The sequence below is a fragment of the Sphingobium sp. MI1205 genome, from assembly GCF_001563285.1.
Classification (GTDB): Bacteria; Pseudomonadota; Alphaproteobacteria; order Sphingomonadales; family Sphingomonadaceae; genus Sphingobium.
Genome location: NZ_CP005189.1, coordinates 334,933 through 358,453, shown reverse-complemented (window position 1 = coordinate 358,453; position 23,521 = coordinate 334,933). Strand labels below are relative to the sequence as shown.

Below are 23,521 nucleotides of genomic sequence, written 5' to 3'. Positions count from 1 at the left end.
GGTGATGTCTGGCCCGTTTTGGTGCGCCCGCCGGGCCGAACGATCAGGCCCTTCCGCCCCTGTCCAGCCGACCGCCATCGCCGGATCGATACGAGCCATCGATCAGCGCTTCTGTCGTCGCTTCGGGCTCGTTCCAATATTCCGTCATAAGGCTTGGCCCGCTGACGCAGATTTCCCTCGGCGCGTCGATGGCAGTAGTGCGCCGTCCGGTCCCGGATCGCAATGGCAAAGCCGGGTAGGGGGCGACCGACCGCAACAGCGTAGGGTTGCGCGCATCATGCTGATCCGGCCCCATCCCGCCCAATATGCCGAATACACCCTGGATGAAGAAGGGCGGCTTGACCATTCGCGCTCGACAAAATGCGCAAGATTGTAGAGATGGCCGACATCACAGCATTCGAACTCGAACCTTGTACCCTGATCTGAAAGTTCGATCATGGCGCGCTCTATCTGGGCGAAGGTGTTCGACAGGATGAAGTCCCTGGTCATCTCCAGATATGGCTTTTCCCAATCAAACTGCCAGTCCGAAATCTTCCCGGCCGCGCCCGAATGTTGAAATTTACCGAACCCATGTTAATCGAACAGACTTCGGGTCGGAACCGCTTGGCGGGAGCCAGCTGGTCTTCTAGTGTCATGCCTAGTCCGCCCACCGTGGTGATATTGACGATGGCGTCGCAGGACTGCTTGATGCGCGGAAGGAATTGAGCGAACAGGTCCGGGTCTTGCAAAGGCTGGCCCGTCTGGATTGCGGGCGTGCAGGTGAAGCATGGTCGCTTCCGCTGGCGCAATCGCATCGGCCGCGATTTGGTCGGCCGTGATCAGCAAATGCGGCGACATCGTCGGCGTGTGGATCGACTCCGTAATCGCGCAGGTGATGACCACCTTGTCAGTCTTTTCATGCCTTATTGGCGCCTCGGCGACACCCTTCGCAACTCTTGCTGCCTGTGTCCAATCCGGTGTGGCGTGTCAGTCGATTTCGGCGAGTATCGTCCCGGCTTCGTAGGTCTCGTCGGTCTGCTTGAGAATCTTCAGCGTTCCCGTTGCCGCCGCTTCGACCTCCTGAGCGGATTTGCCGCTCTCGAGAGCAAATAGGAGCTGGCCTTCCTTGACTTTGGCTCCGTCTGCCACCAGTCATTCGGACAGCATGCCTTCGTTCATCGAAATCCCAGCTTCGGCAGGATAACCTTAACAGCCATTTTAAATCTCCACACTATTGCAATGTCGCCCTTGGTCGACCGGTCTGGCCCTCATGGTATTTAGGCATGCCGTCGCCGACCAACGAATCCATCCGTTAGCCCGACGCCTTTTCGGCAATTGCCTCTAGCGCGAAACCATCCTATGAGATATATGGTACGCAAGCAATCAATATACGCACGAACAGATTTGGAGGGAGCATGCTGATACCTGCCGACCGGCTGTTGGAATCGGCGTGCCGTGAATTCTCTCGCCTCACGCCCCTCTGGGCCTTTGTCCGCGACGCGAGCGGCGCGAACGTCCTACCCAAGAGATTGACCTCCAGCCGAGCCGGTGATCTCAATCCCGGAATCTTACCATTTCTAAAAGGTGCGCCAGCCCTGAGCGAGCAGTCCATTTGACTGACACGGTGGACATTCACGGACGCTATGTGTCCCTCGCGGACGCCGTGCACGCACAGGGCTTGCGCCTCGTTGTCACGGCGGGCATCCCTGGCCCTTGGGTGGAAGCGGCCAAGAGCATCTTGTGGGTCAAGCGTATCGACCATCTGCGCGTCCATCATCAGGCGGGTGCCGTCAACGCGCCGCTTACCGAATGGACCGGGGCCAACAGCGCCCCAGTTGCCATCTTCGAGGACGAGCCGCCGCGTGCGGGGTGGGCGGAGATCCTGGCGCTGGCGGAGCGTATCGCGCCCCTACCGGCGCTGATCCCTGCCGACGAGCGCGACCGTGCGACGATGTTCGGCCTTGCCCATGCGCTGTGCGGCGAAGACGGTTTCGGCTGGAACAAGCGCTTGCTGTTTTTCGCACGCGCCGAGGTGGCGATGGCCGCCGCGCCTGACGAGGCGCGCGAAGGCTTCGACCGGATGCGGCGCAAGTACGGCGCCGGCGATGCTTACCGCGCCCATGGGCGCGTCCTTTCGGTGCTGGGTCTCCTGACCGATCGATTGCGCGAACAGATGGCGCGGGGCAGCCGCTATCTTGTGGGCGACACGCTGACGGCGGCGGACATCTATTGCGCCTGTTTCATGGCGATGGTTCGACCCTTGCCGCAGGACCATTGTCGTCTCGATGACGCGATGCGTGCGACCTATACCGAGCATGACCCGGCACTGGTCGAGGCGGCCGCCGACCTTCTGGCGTTCCGCGATCGCATCTACGCCGATCATCTCGAACTGCCGATGCGTCTGTGACGCCAGGGCAGGAATGCGCCACGGTCCAGAGGACGGGGACGACGTGGCCAATGCGCTGTTCATGGCCGCCTGCGGTAGGGACGAGGCGCGGGCGAATTTTTCAGAAATTCGGTCTGAAATAGGGCCACCAGCCAAAGGCGGGAGAATGACGGGATGACACAAGCGATGCAGGGTAAGGCGATCATCGTGACCGGCGCGTCAAGCGGAATTGGACGTTCGATCGCCGTGGAACTGGGCCGTGCGGGGGCCGAGCTATGGCTGGTGGGTCGCGATGCCGGAGAGCTTGCCGCAACGACGCGGTTGATCGCCGAAGCCGGCGGGCCGCAGGCGCATGCGGCACCCATGGACCTGCGTGAACGCGGCCCGCTCGCCACGCTGGTGGCAGAGGTGGCAGGCGCACATTCGCATCTGTTCGCGCTCGTGAACAATGCCGGCGTCATGTACCCGGAACCGATCCTGAGCGGCACCATCGACCGGTGGCAGGCGATGTTGGACATCAACGTCATGGCGACGCTCGAAGGGTGCAAGGCGGCGGTCGAGGCAATGCGCGCGCATGGCAAGCCCGGCCACCTCGTCAACATCGGTTCGGTGCAGGCCCGGTTCGAGGTTCCCGGCGTCTACGGCATCACCAAGCGCGCTGTGCTCGCTATCGGCGATACCTTGCGCGAGGAGCTTGAGCAGGACGACATCCGCGTCTGCTCGCTGGTCCCCGGCGGTTTCGCGACCCAACTTGCACGCGGATTTCAGCCGGAGCAGCTTGCGACAATCGCCGCTGCTTTTGCCGAGAACGGCTTTGAATTCGGCGGTCCCGGCACGGAACGGCTCATTTCCGACCCGCAGCATATCGCCAACATGGTGCGCTATGTTCTCGAACAGCCCATCGACATCAATCTGCAGGAAATCGTCATCCGGCCTCCGGTCAGCACGAAGGCTTGAGGCATCAGGAGAATATACATGGAGATCGAACTTTCCGCCGAGCATGAGGCGATCCGGGACGGCGTGAAGCGCGTGGTCGACCGGTTCGATGACGAATATTGGTCGGATAAGGAGGAGACAAAGAGCTTCCCCTTTGAATTTCACAAGGCGATGGCCGATGCGGGCTGGCTCGGCATCACCATGCCCGAGGAACTGGGCGGCGCCAATCTGGGCGTGACCGAAGCCGCGATCATGATGCATACCGTGACGTCGGGCTGCGGCGGCTATAATTCGGCAAGTACGCTGCACCTCAACCTGTTCGGGCCGCACGCCGTCGTTGTGTTCGGCACGCCGGAGCAGAAGGAGCGGATGCTGAAGCCGCTGATCGCGGGCACCGATCGCGCATGCTTCGGCGTGACCGAGCCCGATGCCGGCCTGGACACCACCAGCATCAAGACTTTCGCGACCAAGGTCGACGGCGGCTACCGCGTCACGGGGAGAAAGATCTGGACCTCGTCGGGCCAGGTCGCGAACAAGATCCTGCTGCTCACCCGGACTACTCCAAAGGAGGAGTGCCGTAAGCCGACCGACGGCATGACGCTGTTCTACACCGATCTCGACAAGTCGCAGATTGAAGTGCGGCGCATTCCCAAGATGGGCCGCAACGCGGTCGATTCCAACGCCACCTTCATCGACGATTACTTCGTTCCGGACGAAGACCGCATCGGCGAGGAGGGCAAAGGCTTTCACTACATTCTGCATAGCCTCAACCCCGAACGGATCCTTGTCGCAGTTGAGGCTGTCGGTTTTGGCCAGAATGCCCTGTCGCGCGCCGCTCAATATGCCCGCGAGCGACAGGTGTTCGGCCGCCCGATCGGCCAGAACCAGGGCATTCAGCATCCGCTCGCCGAGAACTGGATTGAGCTGGAAGCCGCATTCTGGATGACCATGCGGGCTGCTTATCTGTACGACGCTGGAAAGCCCTGTGGCGCGGAAGCCAATGCCGCCAAGCTGCTGGGTGCCCGCGCCTGTTTCGAGGCATGCAAGCGCGCGGTAATGACTCATGGCGGCATGGGCTATGCCAAGGAATATCAGGTGGAGCGATTGTTCCGCGAATCGATTCTGCCGGTGATCACGCCCATTACCGAGCAGATGATATTGAGCTTCGTTGCGGAAAAGGTGCTGGACCTGCCGAAATCCTACTGATTCCGGTGTCGGCGTCTGCTGCCGATGCGACAGAAGCCGACATCGACATAGAATTCGCGGCCTGAACTTGCCTCAATCGATTCAGAAAAAACAAGTGATATGCGGAGAGAAACGATGTCTGCGGGATCAACGGACGAGCATCGGGTACCTGTTTCGTCTGGCCGCGCATGGTATATGGTCTGGGTTCTTGTCGCGGCCTATTCGCTGTCCTTCGCGGACCGGATGGTGATGAGCCTGCTCATCGACCCGATCAAACAGAGCTTTGCCATCTCCGACTTTCAGGTGAGCCTCCTCATCGGCGCGGCGTTTGCTCTGTTCTACGTCATCATGGGGGTGCCCTGCGGCTATCTGGCGGACCGGATAAACCGGCGTAATCTGATCGTCACTGGCATATTGATCTGGAGCGTCGCCACCGCAGCATGCGGCATTGCGGGGAGTTTCGCCGCAATTTTCATCGCGCGCATGATCGTCGGAGCGGCGGAGGCCACATTATCGCCGTCGGCTTATTCGATGATATCGGACAGCTTTCCTCCCAACAAGCTCGGGCGCGCCATATCGACCTATGTGATTGGTAATCCTCTGGGAACGGGTGCGGCGCTTGCCATTGGCGGAAGCGTGATCGCTTTCGCTTCGAGCGTCCCCTTTGTCACCTTGCCGATCGTGGGAACGATTGAGGGCTGGCGCCTCGTTTTCGTCGCGCTCTGCCTCCCCGGGATCATACTGTCACTTCTCCTCCTGCTCACGGTGCGCGAACCTGCGCGCCGGGTGCATCCGGAGCGGGTCGGCAAGTCCGTGAGCTGGTTGGAGGCACCGCGATATATCCGCAGCCACGGCCGCGCCTTTCTCTTCCAGTTTGGCGGAACTTGCATGCTGTCCCTTGCCGTCTATGGATCGATGGCTTGGATTCCCGCCTTTTTCATCCGCAGCCACAGTATGCCCGCCTCGACGATCGGCATCTATTTCGGCGTGCAGTTGGGCGTTTGCGGCGTCGTTGGCCTTCTGTTGGGAGGCGTCCTCGGCGACCGGATGCTGCAGGCGGGATACAAGGACGCCTATCCCCGGGTCATGGCCTTTGCCGCGGTCCTGGCCCTGGCACCGTCCGTGAGCATGTACCTGGTCGACAGCGTGAATCTGGCATTGGGCCTCATGGCGTTCAGCCTCATGGCAACCGGCCTTACGACAGGCATAGCCGCTGCTGCGGTGCAGTATATCACGCCATCGCATCTCAGGGGGCAGATGGGCGCCATCTATATCCTTACCGCGAGCGTCGCGGGGGTGGGCCTTGGCCCCACGGCAGTCGCCGCGCTGACTCAATTTGTCTTTGGGGAGGAGGCGTCGCTGCGTTATGCTTTGGCCGTGCTTGCGGGCGTTTCCCTGCCGTTGGCGGCCGTCCTTCTCACCGCTGGCCTGCCGGCTTACCGTGCCTGCGTGTCGGCGCAAGTGTGGCCGTCCGAAGAAGACCGATGATGTCCGACCAGAGCCAAGCCCGAACCACTGACATGCAATCTGGTCGCCAGACATGAATTTCCGTCGACTTCAGTGTTTTCTCGCCGCCGCCGATGAAGAACATTTCGGTCGCGCCGCTGATCGTCTGAACATCGTCCATTCCGCCTTCTCCCGGCAAATCCAGCATCTGGAGGCGGATCTGGGCGTGGAACTGTTCGAACGGTTCGGACGACGGGTGAAGCTGTCTGCGGCCGGCGTCATATATGCGGACCGGATCCGCGGTCTCATGGCTGCCTTCGAGAAGGCCAACGAGGATCTGCGCGCCTTTGCCGCGACCCAAGAATCCAGCCTTCGCATGGGGCTACAGGAAGATATCGGACGCAAGAGCCGGCTCGCTGCCATCCTGCGCGACGTGCGCCTCGACGTTCCTGGTCTGACCGTCAGCTATGTGCCCATGCCTTCTATGGACCAGCCGGGGGCGTTGCAACGACGTGAGATCGACATCGGCCTGATCTACGGCGATCCTGCTCTGACCAAAGATGTCGAGCATTTGACGGTCGTGCAGGACCGCTACCTTCTGGCGCTGCAGAGGGATCACAGGCTTGCCGGTCAGGATGTTGTGCGGCTCGAGGAACTGGCCGATGAAAATTTCGTCCATATCGCGACCGACCGCAATCCCGGCCTGCAACAGGATCTTCTCGAAAAATGCCGCGCGGTCGGCTTCGAGCCGCGCATCGCCAACCGGGCGGCTACGATATCAGGTATTTTGACGTTGCTGGCCACAGAAGGCGGTGTCGCCTGGATGCCGGAGTTGATCGGAACACCCGAAGACTTCAAGTGCGTCGTCGTGGAGGGAATCGAAATCAGCATACCCGTCGAGATCATCTGGCGCAGGGGCGATAAGAGCCGCTGGCTGGCGCGCTACATCGATGCCTGGCGCCGCCTGGTGGACGCCAATCGGCAATCGGTCGTGGCGTGACATGGGCGGTCAAGCCCTCAGTCGTCGGGGCGCGCGCTCTTCAGCTTTGCTGGTATCGCCATGCTGTTGCCGATCGTCAGGCCCCCGTCGACAGCGAGCGTTTGGCCGGTGACATAGCTGGCAAGACCTGAACACAGAAACACAACCGGTCCCGCGATCTCGTCGACCGTTCCGCGCCGCTGCATCGGCATCGGGCTGGCCTCGACCCGTTCGCGCCAGTCCGGCGTATCGGGCAAGCGCGGCGTGACGATCGTGCCTGGCGCCACGGCATTTACGCGAATGCCGTGAACGGCCCATTCCGCTGCCATCGTCTTGACGAGGTGCATGAGACCAGCCTTGGCCGCGCCATAAGGGGCGTGCCTGTTGGCCGCCATCATTCCGCTGACTGACGCGACGGCGCAAATTGCCCCGCCACCGCCAGCCGCGACCCGCGCGGCGGCGAATTCGCGCGCCACGATGAATACATAGCGCAGGTTGATCTGCTGCTCTTTGTCCCAGTCGTCGGCGCTCGTTTCCAGAAGCGGCCGGAACGCCGTCGATCCGACCACGGTGATCAGAATGTCGACGGGGCCGAGCGCCTGCTGGGCTGAAGCGACGACGCCAGCGGCCTCATCGTCATCGAGAATGTTTGCCGCGATCGCGCAGGCACTGACCCCCAAATGGCGCGCCTGCCCGGCAACTGCCTCGGCCCGTTCGCCATCCACATCCACACAGGCGACGTTGCAACCGTGCCGTGCCAGAAGCCCGACGATCGCTTCGCCGATGCCCGCACCAGCACCAACCACTAGCGCGGTGCGGCCTGAGAAATCGAGGCCTTCGCCTTTGTTCATCATAGTCTCCGAAAATGCACGAAGCGCCCGGCACCTTTGGCGATGCCGGGCGGATCAAATTAGAATTGCGTCGCGAGCGTCAGATACCATTCGCGCGGTGGCTGATAGCTGCGCGTCTGATTCTCGGTGCCAAGCAGATAATAGGTCTTGTTGGTGATGTTGGTGCCGCCCAACGTGACGGTGTAGCGCTCGTCTTCGCTGCGATAACCGATATGGGCGTTGACGAGCGTATAGGCGCCGCTCTTCTGATCGATGGTGTTCGCGACATTACGAAACGCCTTCCCCTGATACCGGACATCGGCGCCCAGGAAAATGTTGCCTTTGATCTGCGGCACGCCTTGATCGTAATTGAAGCCAAGCAGAAAGCTCTCCCGCGCCAGATGCTTAAGCCGCCGCGCGTAGAACAGACCCGGCGGCTGCTTGAGATACTTGTCTTTCATCAGCGCGAGGTTGCCGAAGATATTGAGGCCCGGGAGCGGCCGAACCGAGGCTTCCAGCTCCAATCCCTGAATGCGGGCATCGGAAGTGACCACGATGGTCTGACCGTTGGCGGTCAAAGTCGCCTGAAGGTTGTTATACTCGGCCTGAAATGCAGCGAGATTCAGCGTCAGCCTGCGGTCGAAGAACTGCGACTTGATCCCGGCCTCGTACGATTTCTCGTCCTCGGTTCCAAATTCCAGCATCAGATTTGCGAGCGACGTCGCTGTGGTGTTGGCCCATCCAGCCGAGCGATAGCCCTGGGAATAGGTTGCATAAAGCAGCGCATCTTCGAGTTGATAGCTGATGCCGATCTTTGGCGTGAAAACGTCGGTCTTGATGCTGCCCTTATAGGTCAGGCTGGGAGTCGTGGAGGCAGTGGTCGGAAACAGCTGGCGGTCGACATCCTTGTTGTCCCACGACATCCGTCCGCCAAGCGTCAGTTCGAGACGCTCCATCGGATGGATATAGATCTCGCCGTAGACGGCATAGCTGTTCGTTTTCTGCGAATCGAGATTGAGGCGGGGCAGGGGAAGCGGCCCGGCTCCCGCACCGATCTGTGTGCGGTAATCGGAATCGACCTTCTCATTGTAATAGAACAGGCCGACCGTGTAATCGATGAAGGACCGGCCATTGGAACTCAGTTGAAACTCTTGCTGGAACTGCCGTTGCTTGAGCCGGTTGACCAGGTTGACGTTAAGCGACGGCAGCGGCTTTGCATAAAGAGCGCTGACAAAGATATCGCGGAACCCGCGATATCCGGTGACCGACTTCAACGTGGCCCAGTCCAGATCATAGGCGATCGTGCCAGATATGCCGGCCGAGTCAAACTTCGGATCATTATAGTTGAACGGGCCAATGTAGCTTGCATAGGGATCATTGTAGAACAGCGGGCAGCGTTCCAGCTGCCCCGCATTGACCTGTCCGGGGCCGAAGCTGTCCGTCGCTGCATCATACACCGTGCCCGGGCGCGTGCCGAGTGCGGCGCAGTTAGTCGGTGTCAGCGACTGAAGCCCCGAACGATTGTGCGAATAATCTCCTGTAATATCGATCGTCATCGCATCGCTAGCCTGGTAGCGCAGGGCAAGGCGATAATCCTGGACATCGCGTGCGTTCGAACGCAGTCCCGTGTCGGCGCCAGCGGCGTCGTAGAGGGTGATATATCCCTCCTGCTTGTGCCACTGTGCGCTTGCGAGCAGGGCAAGCTTGTCCGGGACCAGCACGATATTGGCCGAGCCGCGTAAGGTGACGCGATCGCGACTCCCGACCGTGGCGGAGAATTTCGCGCTGCTGTCGTCAAGGTTGGGCTTGACGGTCACGTATTTCACTGCGCCGGCGGTGGCATTGCGCCCGTAGAGCGTGCCCTGCGGCCCGCGCAGCACCTCGATGCGTTCCATATCAAGAGCGCCGACCATCGATCCGACCAGGCGGCCGATGAAAATATCGTCAAGATAAACGCCAACCGTGGGATCGGTGTTAAAGCCGGTATTGTCGATGCCGATGCCGCGCAGGAAGATCTGTGATCCCGAGGATGAGGTGGTCGCCTGCTCGACAGTCACGTTCGGCACATACCCGCTGAGGGCGCGAAGATCCGTCACCGCTCGGGTTTCCAGCGATTCGCTGCCGACCGCTGTGACCGTGGTCGGCACGTTCTGGATCGTTTCTTCCCGCTTGCGTGCGGTGACCACGATTGCATCGTCGACCGGACTGCCCTGCGTCTGCTGAGCGGTGGCGGGTTGCGTTGTGCCCTGCGCCTCGGCCACGGTCGGCAACGCAATCGCCGCCATGGCCAAGGCCATCGTCGAGACACTGCGGCAAAATGTTAGACTGGATGTCATTATATGTCCTCCCCATTCAAAAAAATTGGCCATGCTTTACTGTCGGCGACCTGATGGCCGTCCGGCTGACATGAACCGGCCTTTTATGTCGCTGTCATAGACCCACTCCGGTATGCCGGACGGACAGGGCTGCGCCTGCCTCCGGTTGACCAGGATTTACCTCGCGGTGCTTGCGCTCCTGATCTGGGCAGGCGGGGGCCGAGGCCCTGCTCTTCGACGGAATGAAGAATCGCGAAGGCGCAGCCGAAATCGGCTCTGCCGCTAGCTTCGGTTTGGCCTTGGCATTCATACCCATAGCGCGCGAAGGCACTGGATACTGCAAATGCTGGCGCGATTTGGCGATAATGCCCGATGCGGCGCCAGTCGCAAGCGTGCGACCCCATATAGATTCGGCACAACTCCCCCTCTCTTCGCCGCACTGCCGGCATCAGGCAGATTTTTTGCCAGTGCCGAAGCTCAGGGGCGAAGACATGTTAGTATATAGATTGTAACTATGCGCACCATATGGTGCGATGGTGTGTCGGTCAAATGCACTCTGGGCAACTGCTTGTTGTCTTTCTTGATGTCATTGACAGACGTCGCTGCTCCATGGCCGCAACTCATGCTTTTGGAAAGGCGACGGTTCCCTGCTCCCTGATGTCCTTTGCATTGTCGGCCCTGAAAAAGGTGCGTCCGCTTCTGCCACTTGCACAAAAAGGCATCAAGCTGTGGCTCAACGAGCGATGGACGAAGGCCGACCTCTGCGGCGATATCGTTCGCATCGTTACCACAGCATCACGCAGGCCCCCACAGGGTCGCACAAGGAGAGGAAGGGCATGCCCAGTACCATTGACGTAGCAGCGTTCGATCCGGCGCTCGTTCGCCGCGCGCTCGACATGGCGTCCATGAACGTCCTGCGGATGGCGATTCATCAGCTTACCGGCGATCCGGAACTCGCAGCGATTCCCACGATCGAGTCCCCGATCCGCGGCGGAGCGCTGGTCGCCTACGCGACGCCGCCCGAATATCAGCAATTGATCAAGGACAAGGCGCTCGAATGGGTGGAAAATCACCATAGACGAGATCTCCTTCCCCCGCCGCCCTCACGCGCCGAGGCAGCGACGCTGATGGCAATCTTTGCAGGCAAGCCGCTGTCGGAGAATGATGAGCGCTTCGGTTACGAGGAACTCGCCTTCGAAGACTATCCGCGCGACGTTCGGTGGTCCGGCGGCTCCGTGCCGCCGAACGCAGACAAGTTCGACATCATGATCGTCGGGGCGGGAATCAGCGGCATCGCTGCGGCCATCCAGCTCAAGCGGCTCGGCATTCCTTTTCACGTCTATGACCGCAACCCCGATATCGGCGGCACCTGGTGCACGAACGACTATCCGGATGCGAGGGTCGATACGTCGAGCTACCTGTATCAGTTCAAGTTCGAAAAAAACTATCCTTGGTCAGAGTTCTTCGCGGCGCGCAACGAGTCGATGAAGTACCTCAATTACGTCATCGACAAATATGGCGTCCGCGACGACATTACCCTCGGCATGGAAATGGTGTCGGCGGAGTGGCTGGAGCCGGAGCGGTGCTGGGAGGTTGTGCTGCGCGGGCGCGACGGCGCGGAGACGGTGCACAGGCCGCATATCCTCATCAGCGCAGCGGGGCTTTTCAACAAGCCCAAGCGTCCCGACATATCGGGGCTAGACGGGTTCCACGGTCCGATCTTCCACACCACCGAATGGGACCGGTCGCTCGACGTCTCCGGCAAGCGGATCGCCCTCATCGGCACCGGGTCAACCGGCTCGCAGCTGGCGCCGATCGTCGCCGAACAGGCGGGGTTTCTCGGCATCTACCAGCGCACTCCCGAATGGGTGATGGCGTTCGAGAACTACAAACAGCCGATCGGGCCGGAACTGCGCTGGCTGTTCGACAATATTCCTTATTACTGGAACTGGTACTGCTTCTCAGCCCATCTGACCGGCCAGTCGATGCAGGGCTTGCAATATCATGATCCCGAATGGCAGGCGACAGGCGGCATCGTCAGCGAGCGCAACGACAAGGTCAGGGGCGTGTTGCGCGATTACATCCGGGGCAAGGTCGGTTCGATACCCGGCCTCGCCGAACGGCTGACGCCCGATCATGCACCGCTGGTGCGCCGGCTGGTCGTCGACAATGGTTTTTACGACGCGCTGTTGCGCGACAACGTCGAACTCTATTCCGGCGGGATCGATCGCATCACGCCGACCGGAATCCGTGGCGAGGACGGTGTGGAACGCCCGTTCGACGCCATCGTGCTCGGTACGGGATTTGCGACGCCGGAATATTTCTGGCCGACGCGTTACCGCGGCCGCAACGGCGCGACTTTTGACGACCTGTGGCTGAAGGATGGCGCCCGCTCCTATCTGGGCATCACCGTTCCCGACTTCCCCAACTTCTTCATCTTCTACGGCCCCAATGGTTCGCCGCGATCGGGTGGCTTTTATTCATGGGCGGAAATCTGGGCGCGATATATTGGCCAGGCTCTCGTCCACATGATCGAGCAGGGACATGAGGTGATGGAGGTCAAGCAGAAGGTCTTCGAAGACTATAATGCCGGCATGGACGAAGCCATGAAGAATCTTATCTGGGAAATGGGCGGTGCCAGCTACTATGTGAATGAGCATGGGCGTTCCGGCATCTTCATGCCTTGGGAAACGCAGGATTATCATCAGATGGTTGCGAAGGTGAATGTTGATGATTTCCAGTTCGATTGAAGATACCATGGATGTGCTGACCCGTTGGGGGTTACCGCCACTGCAACCTGGTAAGCCAGCCGACGCCGAACTGTTGGCGACCCGCGAACAGGTGATCGGGTTAGAGGCGATCCAGATCGGCGATCCCGCAGTCAGCCTTTCTCAGCGGCAGATCGGAGCGATTCGGTGCCTGGTGGCGACACCTGCCGCCGTCAGCGGCACGATGATTTATTTCCATGGCGGCGGCTACCGCGTGGGCAGGCCGGAGCTTTCGGCGGGGTGGGCTTCACGGATCGCCGCCCGGACCGGCCTGGAGGTCGTCCTGCCTGCCTATGCGCTTGCGCCGGAGCATCCCTACCCGGCGGCGCTGGCGAGCGCGGCCGAAGTCTATGATTCTTTGCTCGGCCAGCCGCGCCTCATCGTCGCCGGCGAGTCGGCCGGCGGTGGGCTGGCCGCTGCGTTGGCGCTCGCGGCCGCGACATCGGGAAAACGCCGCCCCGATGCCTTGATCCTGCTGTCCCCCTGGCTCGACCTCTCTGCAAGCGGTGAGAGCTTCGTGTCGGCCGCCGCGACCGACACGATGTTCTCCAGACAGGCGGCGCTCGACGCTGCGGAAGGCTATCGAGCGGATGCCACGATCCCGTCAGTGCTCGATGCGGACGCCGGATTGTTCCCGCCAGCTTGGCTGTGTGCCAGTGCGCATGAGGTGCTGCGTGACGATGCGGTCGCGTTCGCGGGACTGCTGGCGAGGGCAGGGGGACGCGTGGAGTTGACGGTCGCGCCCGACCTTCCCCATGTTTGGCCGATCTTCCAGCCAGACAGCAGCGAAACGGCCCGGACACTTGCGTCGATCGCCGCCTTCGCCGATACGATCGGCTGACCTGGAACAGAACGAACACATATCGTTTGCCAGCACACCAATTCGGCAATAACGATAGCGCCGAGCGTGCGCGACAGGAGAGAATATGGACGAGCGCAAGGCGGATCAGATCCGGCAATGCTATGAGAGGGACATGCGCGAAGATCGCCCGGCACGACGGCCCGGCGACATTCCCTGGCGCTATGAAGCGATCACGCCCGAATGGATGACGCACATCTTGTGCAAGGATCATCCGGAGGCGGAGGTAACCGCCATTCGGCTCGACCTGCCCGATTCCGGTACGTCCAATCGCCGCCGCATCTTCGTGCAATACAATGCCGCCGGACAGGCGCTGGGCCTGCCTGCGTCGGTCTTCTGCAAGGCCACGGTCGATTTGCGCAACCGTCTGCTTCTTTCGACCTCCGGATTACTCAGCGAAACGACCTTCTACAATGTCATCCGGCCACAGCTCGCCATCGAGGCGCCGCAGGCCTATCTCGCTGCCTACGATCCGGTATCCTATGCGTCCATCGTGATGCTGCGCGACTTGGGCGACAGCGTAACCTTCTGCAACCATCATACGCAGATGACGCGCGAACGGGTCATCGACCAGATGGACCTGCTGGCGACACTGCACGGCCAGTTCTATCAGTCGCCGCAACTGGAGGAGAGGGGACAGCTTGCACATCTCTTCCGTTACGACGACCGATTCGCCGCGCTGGACCGCGACCATGATTTCAAAGGCATGTGCGAGGCGGGTCTGCGCGCAGCCGAGGACGTCGTGCCGCCCCGCCTGATGGCGCGCGAGGCGGAAGTGTGGCCAGCGACACTGATGGCCTCCGCCCGGCACGGCGAACTGCCGCTGACGGTGACACACGGCGACGTCCACCTCAAGAACTGGTACATCACCGACGCCGGGCGGATGGGCCTCGGCGACTGGCAGGTGACGTCCAAGGGGCACTGGTCACGCGACGTTGCATACACCATCGTGACCGCGTTGACGGTCGAGCAGCGGCGGGCATGGGAACAGGATCTGCTCCGCCATTACCTCGACGCGCTCGCACGCGCCGGCGGCGAGACCATGTCGTTCGACGATGCCATGCTCAACTACCGCCAGCAGCTCCTTACCACGCTCGCCTGGTGGACCATGACCCTGACACCGCTCGGCGATGTGCCGGACATGCAGCCACGGGACATCACCGTGGAGTTTATCCGGCGCATCGTCGTGGCGATCGACGATCTCGACGCGCTGGACAGCCTGAAGCGGAACGGGTGAGGATCCGGCGACAGTGGTTTGCACGTTAGAACAGACCCCGCGTCCAGCCTCCGTCGATGGCGATCGCCTGCCCGGTGATATAGCGTGCCCGGTCGGAACAGAGGAAGGTGACGAGCCCGGAGACTTCCTCGGGCAAACCGTCGCGTCCCATCTGGATGCGCGGCGGGTCTTCACGCCGGGCCAGGTCGCTACCTCCGCCGCTCTGCGTCTCCTGCTGCAGGCCGGTGTCGATGCTGCCTGGGCAGACCGTATTTACTGTGATGCCATGTTCCGCGAACTCATTGGACAGGCTGCGGCTGAGCCCGAGCGAGGCGACGCGGAACGTGTTCGACAGGACGATGTCGTAGAATCGGTGGGGCTCCTTCATGCAGACCGAACCGATATTGATGAAGCGACCCCAGCCCTTGGCCTTCATCGCCGGTGCCGTTTCCTTGGTGACATGGACCATATGCAACACGACCTGCTCGCAGCTTTGCCGGAAGTCGTCGGCGGATGCCTCATCGAAGCTGTAGCGCAGGATCGAGCGGACATTCCAGATGACGATATCGGGATCGCCGAAGCGCGCGCGTGTTGCGGCGACCACGCGCCGGACATCGTCGCTGCGAGACATGTCGCCCGCGATCCAGTCAATGCTGCCGCCGGAGGCCGCAATCGCCTCGGCGGTTTCCCGAAGCGGTTCTTCGCGCCGGGCCGCAATCATCACATGTACGCCTTCGGCCGCCAGATCCTGCGCGATGGCGCGCCCCATTCCGGCGCTGCCGCCCGATACCAGAGCGACCCGGTCGCGAATGTTCAGGTCCATAAACTCTCCCGTCAGATTGTGTTGGAAAACCGGTCAACTGCACCAGATTTTCGGAGATTGTCATGAAAGACTATAGCGTTGCCAAATTCCAGACGGAACTCGCTGACCGCGAGGCGATCCGCCACTGCCTGCTGCGCTATTGCCGGGGCGTCGACCGCCTTGACCGGAGCCTGCTCGACACCGTCTATTGGCCGGGCGCGATCGACGACCACATCAACTTCGTCGGTAGTGGCGAAGAATTCGTCGACCACGTGCTTGTCGCACTGCAGCCGATGCACCAGACGCAACATCTGCTCGGCAACATGCTAATCGAACTGGACGAGGCGGATGCAGCGGCCGACAGCGAAACGTATTTCCAGGCGTTCCACGCTATTCCTCGGGAGGATGGCACAGTGTGGGACCTGCTGGTCGGCGGGCGGTATGTCGATCGTTTCGAAAAACGCGATGACCAGTGGCGCATCGCCGCGCGCACCGTGATCATCGACTGGTTCAGGGAATATCCCGACTCCGGGGATTTTGCCGCACGACCCATCGGTCTGGAGATCAAGCCCGGCACGCGCGCGCCTGACGACCGTAGCTATGATCTCGTCTTCAAGTCCGGATTCTGACACAAAGATAGGAAACACATCTATATCACGCGTTGCACTTGGCGCGGAGCGTCGCGGCATGACGTCGCGGCGCTTCGAAGGCCGCGTGGCCATCGTGACCGGCGCGGCGTCCGGCATAGGTGCCGCCATCGCCCACCGTTTCGTATTCGAAGGGGCCAGCGTCTTTGCGACCGACGTGCAGACCGAAAAGGGGGAGGCGGTCGCATCGGCGTGTGGTGCTGATTTCAGAAGCCTGGGCGTCGCGGATGCCTCGGCATGGGACGCTCTGATCGCCGAGGTCGGGGAGCGGCGCGGACGCCTCGACATCTTGGTTAACAACGCCGGCATCCTGAGGAAGGGGGGCATTGAGGATCTCGATCTTATCGCCTGGAACCGTAGATTCGCGGTAAACGTCGATGGCGTGATGCTGGGCTGCCGCGCCGCGATCGGGCTGATAAAGCGCAACCACGATCCGTACGGCGGTGTCATCATCAACACCTCGTCAACCGCGGCGTTCGGGGCCATCGCCGGCGATGTCGCTTACACCGCCAGCGAGGCTGCCGTGCACATGCTGTAGAAGGCAATCGCGATCGACTGCGCACACACAGGCTATGCGATCCGTTGCAACTCGCTGCATCCGCGCGCGATTACCTCCGCAATCCATGATGGCCTGCGCGCCGAGATCGGCGACACTCAGACCGACAGCTTCTTGGCCGGGATGTCGCCGCTCGGCCCGGTGGGCACGGCGGAGGAAGTCGCCTCGTCGGTGGCATTCTTGGCCTCTGATGAAGCGCAATTTTTGACCGCTTCCGCCTACTTGGCCGATGGCGGTTGCCTCGCTCGGCATCCCCTCGTGTGATTGGCGGCCGGGGAGGGCGCATTTGGGCATTTCCCCGCTGATGGCATGCTTGATGCCGTCAACGGCGCGGGGCCGAGCGCCCTAAATTTCTGAAGCACCATTCGTTCACGGTCGCGCCAGTCCAGATTCGAAAGGCCCGGCGAAAGCTCTCCACCCCATCGAAATTCAGCGTGTAGGCAATCCGCTTGGCGACCATTTCACCACTCCGCAAAAGCGCAAATGCGTAATCGCGCCGATAGACATGGACAGCCTTGGTGTATGTCCAGCCGCGCTGCGCCAGCGCGCGATTGAGCGTGCGTTTGCTCATGTCTAGATCGCATGCCATTCGTTCCAGCTTTGGCGGGCGTCCGCATGAGAGCAACAGCGCGTGCCGGAGGCGGCACAGCAGAGCATCGCCCTTCATCTCGACCGCGATGTCGGCGCATTGCTGATCGATGAGCTGGGTCAGGACCAAACGATCCGGTCGCACGATCTGGGATCGACTCGCAAAGGGGCAAACGAGCGCGTAGCGCCCGGCATCGATCATGACCGGCAGCGTTGTCGCCTTCGCCAGTTGCTGCGCAAGCGCAGCGTCATCATCGCAGATTTCGAGATAGCTATCTTGCAGGTCATGACCGGTCAGCTGGTTGTAGATTGGAAATACGCTGGTTGCGGCTTCCAATATCGAAAGGAGCATCGCCGATCGGGGAATGTTGCCCCTCGGCGTCATCTCGAGTGCCCAGCCGCGTTCGTCGACCCGCGATTCAAAATCCAGCGGGATGCCGAGGTAATCGAAATGCCCCAACCAGTGATCGGTGAAATCGCCAAAGGTCCGGCTCGATAACAAGGCATAGCCGAATATGCGAAAGTTCCGCAGATGCCATTTCCGGCCCAGACTGACACCGAGTTTCAGCCCGCCTTCGTCGGCCAAGGCCGAAAGCGCCAGCCCCAGCGTCGATAGGGGAAGCTGGTTCTCTTGCGTCAGCGCTGCGGACAGGCCGTGGCGCGCCATGATCGCATGCGGGTCAAGCCCGGCTGCCCGTGCCTCTTCCAGGAATTGCCGGAATTTCCATGTCGGAATGAACGGATCGGCATTCGGACCCTGGATGGCCGAGCGTGTGACAAGACAGGGCGCGGGAAAGGGCTCGGACGACTGCAGCCGGGGCGACGGGTCCTTGGCGAATGGCGCGGGATATGACGAAGCGACGACATTGGCCGCTTGGTAGCTGATCATGAACCTCGTCCCGAACGTTCTCGTTTTAATACGGATGTGCACCATCCGTTAGCATATTATCCGTCCAGGTTAAAGCCGCACATTGCGCCACGCGCTGTCACCGCATGTGCTTTCCTATCGTGAGTAGGGCCGGTCGCGCTGAAGCGCGAAGCGGGGCAAGCCCGATTCGCGATCAGCGATCTAACGGTGCGATGCCCTTGCGATGCATTGCGCCACCTCGGCGTCATCGCCCTCCTCGACCTCTATCGAAAGCAAGGTTCCGTCAAACGTGGCTTCCACCACCGACGTTACCTTGTCGGTTTCGATCTCATACAGCGGCTCGCCGCAAGCAAAGGTTTCGCCAGGCCGCTTGAGCCATCGCACGATGGTCGCTTCGGTCATGTTCATGCCGAATCGGGGCAGCAAGATGTCTTCGGTCATCGCGCGCCTCCAGTGGCCGGCTCGCCGGCCAGCGACCGGATCGTCACGGCGATCCGCGTAACATCGGGGATGAGCGCCTTTTCCAGCCCAGGTGCGTAGGGCAGGGCAATGTCGGGAGTCGTGACGCGTCGCACCGGCGCGCGGAGCAGGCCGAAGCCCTTGTCCGCCACAACCGCCGCGATGTGGCTGGCGGCGCTGCAACAGTCGCGCGCTTCGTCGACAATCACAAGGCGACCCGTCTTTTCGACCGATCGCAGGATCGCGGCCTCATCCAGTGGAACGAGCGAACGCGGATCGAGCACTTCTGCATCGATCCCCTCAGCCATCAGGGTCTCGGCCGCTGCGAGCGCCGGGGCAACGCACGACCCGATCGCCACGATCGTAACGTCCCGGCCTTCGCGATGGATGCGCGCCTCGCCAAACGGGATGAGGACGTCCCCGTCGGGCACCTCGCCGTTCGATCCACACCGCACCCGCGGCATCATGTACATGGTCGGATTATCGTTGCGCAGCGCGGTCTTCAGCATGCCCTTGGCGTCGGCGGGAGTGCAGGGAACGACCACCTCAATACCGCCGACATTCATGAACATGGGATAGGCCGTGTCGCTATGTTGAGCGCCGGTCGACGTTCCGCCGCCTTCGGCCGCAAGGAAAGTGATCGGCAGTCGCGCCTGCCCACCGCTCATGACCCGCATCTTTGCGATCTGGTTCGCGATACCGTCCATGCCGAGATAGGCGAAATTGGAGAACATGAGGTGACAGACGACCCGCCCGCCCGCCATGGCCGCGCCCGCCGCCATGCTGGTCAGCGCGGCTTCCGATATCGGCGTGTCGCGCACGCGTTCCGGGCCGAAGCGATCGAGCAGCCCCCGCGTATCGCCGTAATAGCTCGCGACTATGTCCTCGCCGAAGATAAACAGCTTCGGGTCGCGCTCCATTTCCTCAAACAGCGCGTCGTTTATCGCCTGGGTGTAGCGTCTCTTGGTCATTGCTTGATCACCCCTTCCGCAGTGCAAGACTGATTACGGCGTCCATTACCGGTGGCGGACTACTGATCGCGAACGCCCGCGCATCTTCCGCCTTGTCCTCGGCGTCCTGCCGGATCTGGTCGATCCGTTCCTGCGGAACCCCGCGTTCCCCGGTCAATAGGCGCGACGCGACGATCAGCGGGTCACCCTTGGCTCGTTCGGCAACTTCCTCGTCCGTCCTGTATTTCTTGACGAGAAAGGACATCTCGGTCTCGATATGGCCTTTCAACCGATAGGATTTGGCCTCGATGAAGGTAGGACCCTGGCCCTCGCGCGCCCGGGCGGCGGCGACCGCCATCTCCTGCCAGACCGCGACGACGTCATTGCCATCGACCACCGCGGCGGGCATGCCATAGGCGGCCGCGCGTGCCGCAATGTCGCCGGCGACGACATACCGCGTCGCGCTGATGCCCGAATATTCGTTATGTTCGCATACGAGGATGAGCGGCAGCTTCCATAGGACCGCGACATTGAGTACCTCGCTCAATATCCCCTCGCTCGTCGCTCCGTCCCCAAAAAAGCCGACGGCGACCTGGCCCTTGCCGGCATTCTGGGCCGCGAGCGCCGCGCCAGCGGACAGGCCGATGCCCCCGCCTACGATCGCGTTGGCGCCCAACATCCCGCGCGAGAAGTCGGCGACATGCATCGACCCGCCCAGACCCTGGCAGGCCCCCGTCGCCTTGCCATGGACTTCGGCGAACAGCGAACGCGGTGATCCGCCCTTGGCAATGAAATGTCCGTGGCCGCGATGCGTGCTGGTGATGAAGTCTTCATCTGACAAATGGCGGCAAACCCCGACCGCGATTGCTTCCTGCCCCGCATAGAGATGGACGTTGCCAGGCAGCCTTCCCTGACGGGAATCCTCGCCGAGCTTCTCCTCGCACGCGCGGATCAGCGTCATCCGCGCGAACATTTCCACCAGTTCCTCTGTCCCTACTTCATTATTCGCCCGTGCTTGCATGTCCCTCTCCTGTGCTGCGCCCGAACGGCGCTTTGGCGTCTGGCCTTGTTCAGTGAAGCGAGCGCCCGCCGTCGATCGCGATGGACGATCCGTTGATGTAGGAGGACTCGTCTCCGGCAAGGAACAGGATCAGCCGGGCGATTTCCTCCGCCTCCGCTGCCCGCTGCATCGGATAGCCTGATCCGGGCTGTTTCAGCCGTTCGCGGAACATTTCGGGGAGTAGCGGCGTATCGACCGGGCCGGGACACACCGTATTCACCCGAATCTGCGGAGCCAGTTCCTGCGACAGCGCCCGCGCAAAGCCGATCAGCCCCGCCTTGGATGCTGCATAAGCCGTTTGCCCACGGGTCGCCGGGAGAAGTCCTGTCGCCGACGCAACCAGGACGATGGAACCGGCAGGGGACTTGCGAAGATGCCCGAGCGCTGCCTTGCAGGCGCGAAAGCAACCAGTCAGGTTGATCTCAAGCGTCCGGTTCCAGTCGTCTTCCTCCTGCTGTTCGAACGGCGTGACCGAACCGACGCCCGCCGTCACGATCAGCGCGTCGATGCCATTCATCGCATCGGCGGCAGCATCGATGGAACGTATGATGCCGTCGCGGTCGAGCAGGTCGACTTCGCAGGTGAAAGGCGGAGATGCACCTTCCGCGACCACATCCTGCAATTCGCCGCCATTCCTGTCGAGCAAGGCAAGCCGTGCTCCTGCTTGCGCCGCAAGAGCGGCGGTCGCGCGCCCGATACCCGACGCAGCACCCACGATCAGCAGGCGCTTGGTATTTAATCCGGTCATCCTCGTCTATCTCTCCTCGTGGTTCGTCAGGCGTATTGGGCGTCGAGCATGACGAACGCCATCCGGCACATGGCGCCGGATCGATTGGACCAGGCATGGTTGGAACCGCGTTGGATCACCACGTCGCCCGCTTTCAGAGGAACCTCCTCGTCGTCGAGCACGAGGATGATCTCCCCCTCCAGCACGATGCCGTAATCCAGGGAGGGCGTGCGATGCATCAACGCGCCGCCATGGTCATCGGAATGTGTGGATGCATGGGCGTCGCCCATCGCCTCGAACATCTTGGCCGCCTCGTCCTTGCTCGTCGTTTCAGGGTCTGGCGGAATGTCCGCGATCCTGAACACGCTGCCACCGGGGGGCGGCTGAAGCGCCATAGGACCCGCCGCCGGCTCCTCGTTTCCGCAGCCCATTTGCTCAGGCGCCTGCCCGCTTTTCCATATCTCGACGAGATGGAGGCCATTCGGAAATGCATGGACCGCAGGGCATTCGCCACGGTTGGCGACGCTTGATGTGCGATCATTGGCCTGTGCGGTGACGACGCGATAGACTTTGCCAGCTTCCATAGCCTCTCCTGTTTTCATGCCCGCTGACCAAGTTTCCTGCCGCGGGCCGACGATATACTGAACCTAGCTTGATTTTGGGCCGGCGAAACCGTCGCTTCAGTGGCAAAAGACGCCAAAAAACGATGATGGCGTCTTTTGCCATCGTAGGCATCGTTACATTCCGGCATCGCCTTGGCTAGCAAGGGGCGGTAAGCGGGAGAGCGCAATGCCCATGGTGTTTGACGATCATTGTGAAAGCTTCGCCCCTGTCTGCCGTCCCCATGCTGGTCCTGCGCTATCAGCCCGAAATGCTGGTCGCCGAATCGCAGCGCATCGCCAACGACCATCTGGGCAAGAGGCTGACGCTGGAAGGGTTCTTCGCGGGCTACGGCTTGTCGGGCAGCACTCTACGCGGCTGAGGGGGCGGGGATTGACTCAAGGCTCGGGCGTGCGCGGATCCGAAGAGGGAAGGCAGCAGTGATGCCGGACTGTACGATGGATGGCCGGGTGGTCATCGTCACCGGGGCGGGACGCGGCATCGGCCGCGCGCACGCCATGCTGCTTGCCGAACGGGGAGCAGCCGTGCTGGTCAACGATCTTGGCACCGATGCGAACGGTCTGGGCGCTGACTCCGGCCCGGCGCAGGAAACCGCCGATGCGATAGTCGCCCTTGGCGGCCGCGCGGTCGCCAACACGGACGACGTCGCATCCGAAGCCGGGGGGCAGGCGATGGTCGATGCAGCGCTCTCTGCCTTCGGCCGCATCGATGCGGTGGTCAACAATGCCGGCATCGTCGGCGTCAAGGGCTTCGCCGAAACGAGCATCGCGGATTTTGAACATTATTGGCGCATCCATTTTGTCGGCCACTATGCCGTGACGCGCGCCGCCTGGCCGCATTTCGTGCGTCAGGGATATGGGCGCGTGGTGATGACGACATCGGCGTCCGGTCTTTACGGCTTGAAGGACCAAACCCCCTATGCGGCGGCGAAGGGCGCCATCCAGGGGTTCACGCGCGCGCTGGCCCATGAAGGGGCGGACCATGGCATCTTGGTCAACGCCATCGCGCCGGGCGGCTTCAGCCGGATGCACATGGCGTCCGAACTCAACGAAGCGACGCTCCAGTGGGGCAGGAAGATGATGCCGCCGGAACTGGTCGCCCCCGCCGCCCTGTGGCTGGCGAGCGAGGCCTGTACCGTCAACGGAGAGATGTTCTCTGTCTGGTCGGGCCGGGTGGCGCGCGTCCATATCGGCACCGCCGAAGGCTATTTCGATCGCGACCTTACCGCCGAAAAGATCCTTGAAAATTATTCGCAGGTAGCGGTGATGGATAACTTCCACGCTCCGCATAATGCCCTGGAAGAAGTCAGCCATTGGATGGCGACCGAGTTTGCGCGATGACGGG

23 protein-coding genes and 3 pseudogenes are annotated in these 23,521 nt (G+C 61.7%); 12 read left to right on the top strand and 14 right to left on the bottom strand.

Annotated elements, in window-relative coordinates:
- Positions 1-43: 43 nt before the first annotated feature.
- The 5 genes and pseudogenes from K663_RS24695 to K663_RS18145 form a co-directional block, all read right to left on the bottom strand.
- Positions 44-346 carry an AMP-binding protein gene (locus tag K663_RS24695; protein WP_062121472.1) on the bottom strand — a complete coding sequence of 101 codons (303 nt, stop codon included), beginning with the start codon at positions 344-346 and terminating at the stop codon, positions 44-46.
- A gap of 38 nt (positions 347-384) precedes the next feature.
- Positions 385-438: pseudogene (locus tag K663_RS25320) on the bottom strand (hypothetical protein); the annotation flags it as partial.
- Positions 439-485: 47 nt separating this feature from the next.
- Entirely contained in the window at positions 486-794 is a 309-nt protein-coding gene (locus K663_RS25315; RefSeq protein ID WP_062121471.1) for a 3-keto-5-aminohexanoate cleavage protein, read from the bottom strand.
- Positions 757-882, bottom strand: a pseudogene (locus K663_RS25310) (3-keto-5-aminohexanoate cleavage protein); the annotation flags it as partial. The pseudogene K663_RS25310 and the gene K663_RS25315, both read right to left, overlap by 38 nt.
- An 84-nt stretch (positions 883-966) precedes the next feature.
- Positions 967-1,128, bottom strand: coding sequence for a lipoyl domain-containing protein (locus K663_RS18145; protein ID WP_235589581.1), 162 nt, complete (start codon positions 1,126-1,128; stop codon positions 967-969).
- Between the two features lie 463 nt (positions 1,129-1,591).
- Between K663_RS18145 and K663_RS18140 the strand changes: the two genes are divergently transcribed.
- The 5 genes from K663_RS18140 to K663_RS18120 all read left to right on the top strand — a co-directional run bounded on the left by K663_RS18140 (position 1,592) and on the right by K663_RS18120 (position 6,932).
- Entirely contained in the window at positions 1,592-2,386 is a 795-nt protein-coding gene (locus K663_RS18140) for a glutathione binding-like protein (RefSeq protein ID WP_062121470.1), read from the top strand.
- 153 nt (positions 2,387-2,539) lie between these two features.
- Positions 2,540-3,322: an SDR family oxidoreductase gene (locus tag K663_RS18135; RefSeq protein ID WP_063619089.1), complete on the top strand. Its 783-nt coding sequence runs from the start codon at positions 2,540-2,542 to the stop codon at positions 3,320-3,322.
- Positions 3,323-3,340: 18 nt separating this feature from the next.
- Entirely contained in the window at positions 3,341-4,507 is a 1,167-nt protein-coding gene (locus K663_RS18130; RefSeq protein ID WP_062121468.1) for an acyl-CoA dehydrogenase family protein, read from the top strand.
- A gap of 114 nt (positions 4,508-4,621) precedes the next feature.
- A complete protein-coding gene (locus K663_RS18125) occupies positions 4,622-5,974 on the top strand; it encodes an MFS transporter (RefSeq protein ID WP_062121467.1) in 1,353 nt (450 codons plus the stop codon).
- Positions 5,975-6,026: 52 nt separating this feature from the next.
- Complete coding sequence (locus K663_RS18120) at positions 6,027-6,932, top strand: LysR family transcriptional regulator (RefSeq protein WP_062121466.1); 906 nt, start codon at positions 6,027-6,029, stop codon at positions 6,930-6,932.
- A gap of 17 nt (positions 6,933-6,949) precedes the next feature.
- Here K663_RS18120 and K663_RS18115 read toward each other — a convergent pair whose 3' ends face one another.
- Positions 6,950-7,765: an SDR family NAD(P)-dependent oxidoreductase gene (locus K663_RS18115; protein ID WP_062121465.1), complete on the bottom strand. Its 816-nt coding sequence runs from the start codon at positions 7,763-7,765 to the stop codon at positions 6,950-6,952.
- 56 nt (positions 7,766-7,821) lie between these two features.
- Entirely contained in the window at positions 7,822-10,077 is a 2,256-nt protein-coding gene (locus tag K663_RS18110; protein ID WP_158511227.1) for a TonB-dependent receptor, read from the bottom strand.
- A gap of 815 nt (positions 10,078-10,892) precedes the next feature.
- Here K663_RS18110 and K663_RS18105 point away from each other — a divergent pair.
- The 3 genes from K663_RS18105 to K663_RS18095 all read left to right on the top strand — a co-directional run bounded on the left by K663_RS18105 (position 10,893) and on the right by K663_RS18095 (position 14,920).
- Positions 10,893-12,806 (top strand): flavin-containing monooxygenase, encoded by a 1,914-nt coding sequence (locus tag K663_RS18105; RefSeq protein ID WP_158511226.1) that lies wholly within the window; start codon positions 10,893-10,895, stop codon positions 12,804-12,806.
- Positions 12,787-13,665: an alpha/beta hydrolase fold domain-containing protein gene (locus K663_RS18100; RefSeq protein WP_158511225.1), complete on the top strand. Its 879-nt coding sequence runs from the start codon at positions 12,787-12,789 to the stop codon at positions 13,663-13,665. Before K663_RS18105 ends, K663_RS18100 begins: the two co-directional genes overlap by 20 nt.
- A gap of 85 nt (positions 13,666-13,750) precedes the next feature.
- Complete coding sequence (locus K663_RS18095) at positions 13,751-14,920, top strand: phosphotransferase (RefSeq protein WP_062121461.1); 1,170 nt, start codon at positions 13,751-13,753, stop codon at positions 14,918-14,920.
- 25 nt (positions 14,921-14,945) lie between these two features.
- On the opposite strand, the gene K663_RS18090 is transcribed toward K663_RS18095, so the two are convergent.
- Positions 14,946-15,722: an SDR family oxidoreductase gene (locus tag K663_RS18090; protein WP_062121460.1), complete on the bottom strand. Its 777-nt coding sequence runs from the start codon at positions 15,720-15,722 to the stop codon at positions 14,946-14,948.
- A 62-nt stretch (positions 15,723-15,784) separates the two neighbouring features.
- Between K663_RS18090 and K663_RS18085 the strand changes: the two genes are divergently transcribed.
- The gene (locus tag K663_RS18085) at positions 15,785-16,330 is read left to right on the top strand and encodes a nuclear transport factor 2 family protein (protein ID WP_062121459.1); all 546 of its coding nucleotides are present in this window, start codon (positions 15,785-15,787) and stop codon (positions 16,328-16,330) included.
- Positions 16,302-17,168 (top strand): annotated as a pseudogene (locus K663_RS24955) (SDR family oxidoreductase). The gene K663_RS18085 and the pseudogene K663_RS24955 overlap by 29 nt, the downstream one beginning before the upstream one ends.
- Positions 17,169-17,226: 58 nt before the next feature.
- On the opposite strand, the gene K663_RS18075 reads toward K663_RS24955, so the two are convergent.
- The 6 genes from K663_RS18075 to K663_RS18050 form a co-directional block, all read right to left on the bottom strand.
- Positions 17,227-18,381 (bottom strand): AraC family transcriptional regulator, encoded by a 1,155-nt coding sequence (locus K663_RS18075; protein WP_062121457.1) that lies wholly within the window; start codon positions 18,379-18,381, stop codon positions 17,227-17,229.
- 180 nt (positions 18,382-18,561) lie between these two features.
- On the bottom strand, positions 18,562-18,801 hold the full coding sequence (locus K663_RS18070) for a biotin/lipoyl-containing protein (RefSeq protein ID WP_062121456.1): 240 nt from the start codon (positions 18,799-18,801) through the stop codon (positions 18,562-18,564).
- Positions 18,798-19,790, bottom strand: coding sequence for an alpha-ketoacid dehydrogenase subunit beta (locus K663_RS18065; RefSeq protein ID WP_062121455.1), 993 nt, complete (start codon positions 19,788-19,790; stop codon positions 18,798-18,800). Before K663_RS18065 ends, K663_RS18070 begins: the two co-directional genes overlap by 4 nt.
- A gap of 7 nt (positions 19,791-19,797) precedes the next feature.
- Entirely contained in the window at positions 19,798-20,790 is a 993-nt protein-coding gene (locus tag K663_RS18060; RefSeq protein ID WP_062121454.1) for a thiamine pyrophosphate-dependent dehydrogenase E1 component subunit alpha, read from the bottom strand.
- A 49-nt stretch (positions 20,791-20,839) separates the two neighbouring features.
- Positions 20,840-21,577, bottom strand: coding sequence for an SDR family NAD(P)-dependent oxidoreductase (locus tag K663_RS18055; protein WP_062121453.1), 738 nt, complete (start codon positions 21,575-21,577; stop codon positions 20,840-20,842).
- Positions 21,578-21,603: 26 nt separating this feature from the next.
- Complete coding sequence (locus tag K663_RS18050; protein ID WP_062121452.1) at positions 21,604-22,140, bottom strand: cupin domain-containing protein; 537 nt, start codon at positions 22,138-22,140, stop codon at positions 21,604-21,606.
- 230 nt (positions 22,141-22,370) lie between these two features.
- On the opposite strand from K663_RS18050, the gene K663_RS24425 reads away from it, so the two are divergent.
- Together K663_RS24425 and K663_RS18045 are read left to right on the top strand one after the other, a co-directional pair.
- The gene (locus tag K663_RS24425) at positions 22,371-22,538 is read left to right on the top strand and encodes a hypothetical protein (RefSeq protein WP_158511224.1); all 168 of its coding nucleotides are present in this window, start codon (positions 22,371-22,373) and stop codon (positions 22,536-22,538) included.
- A 61-nt stretch (positions 22,539-22,599) separates the two neighbouring features.
- Entirely contained in the window at positions 22,600-23,517 is a 918-nt protein-coding gene (locus K663_RS18045) for an SDR family NAD(P)-dependent oxidoreductase (RefSeq protein ID WP_063619088.1), read from the top strand.
- Positions 23,518-23,521 lie beyond the last annotated feature (4 nt).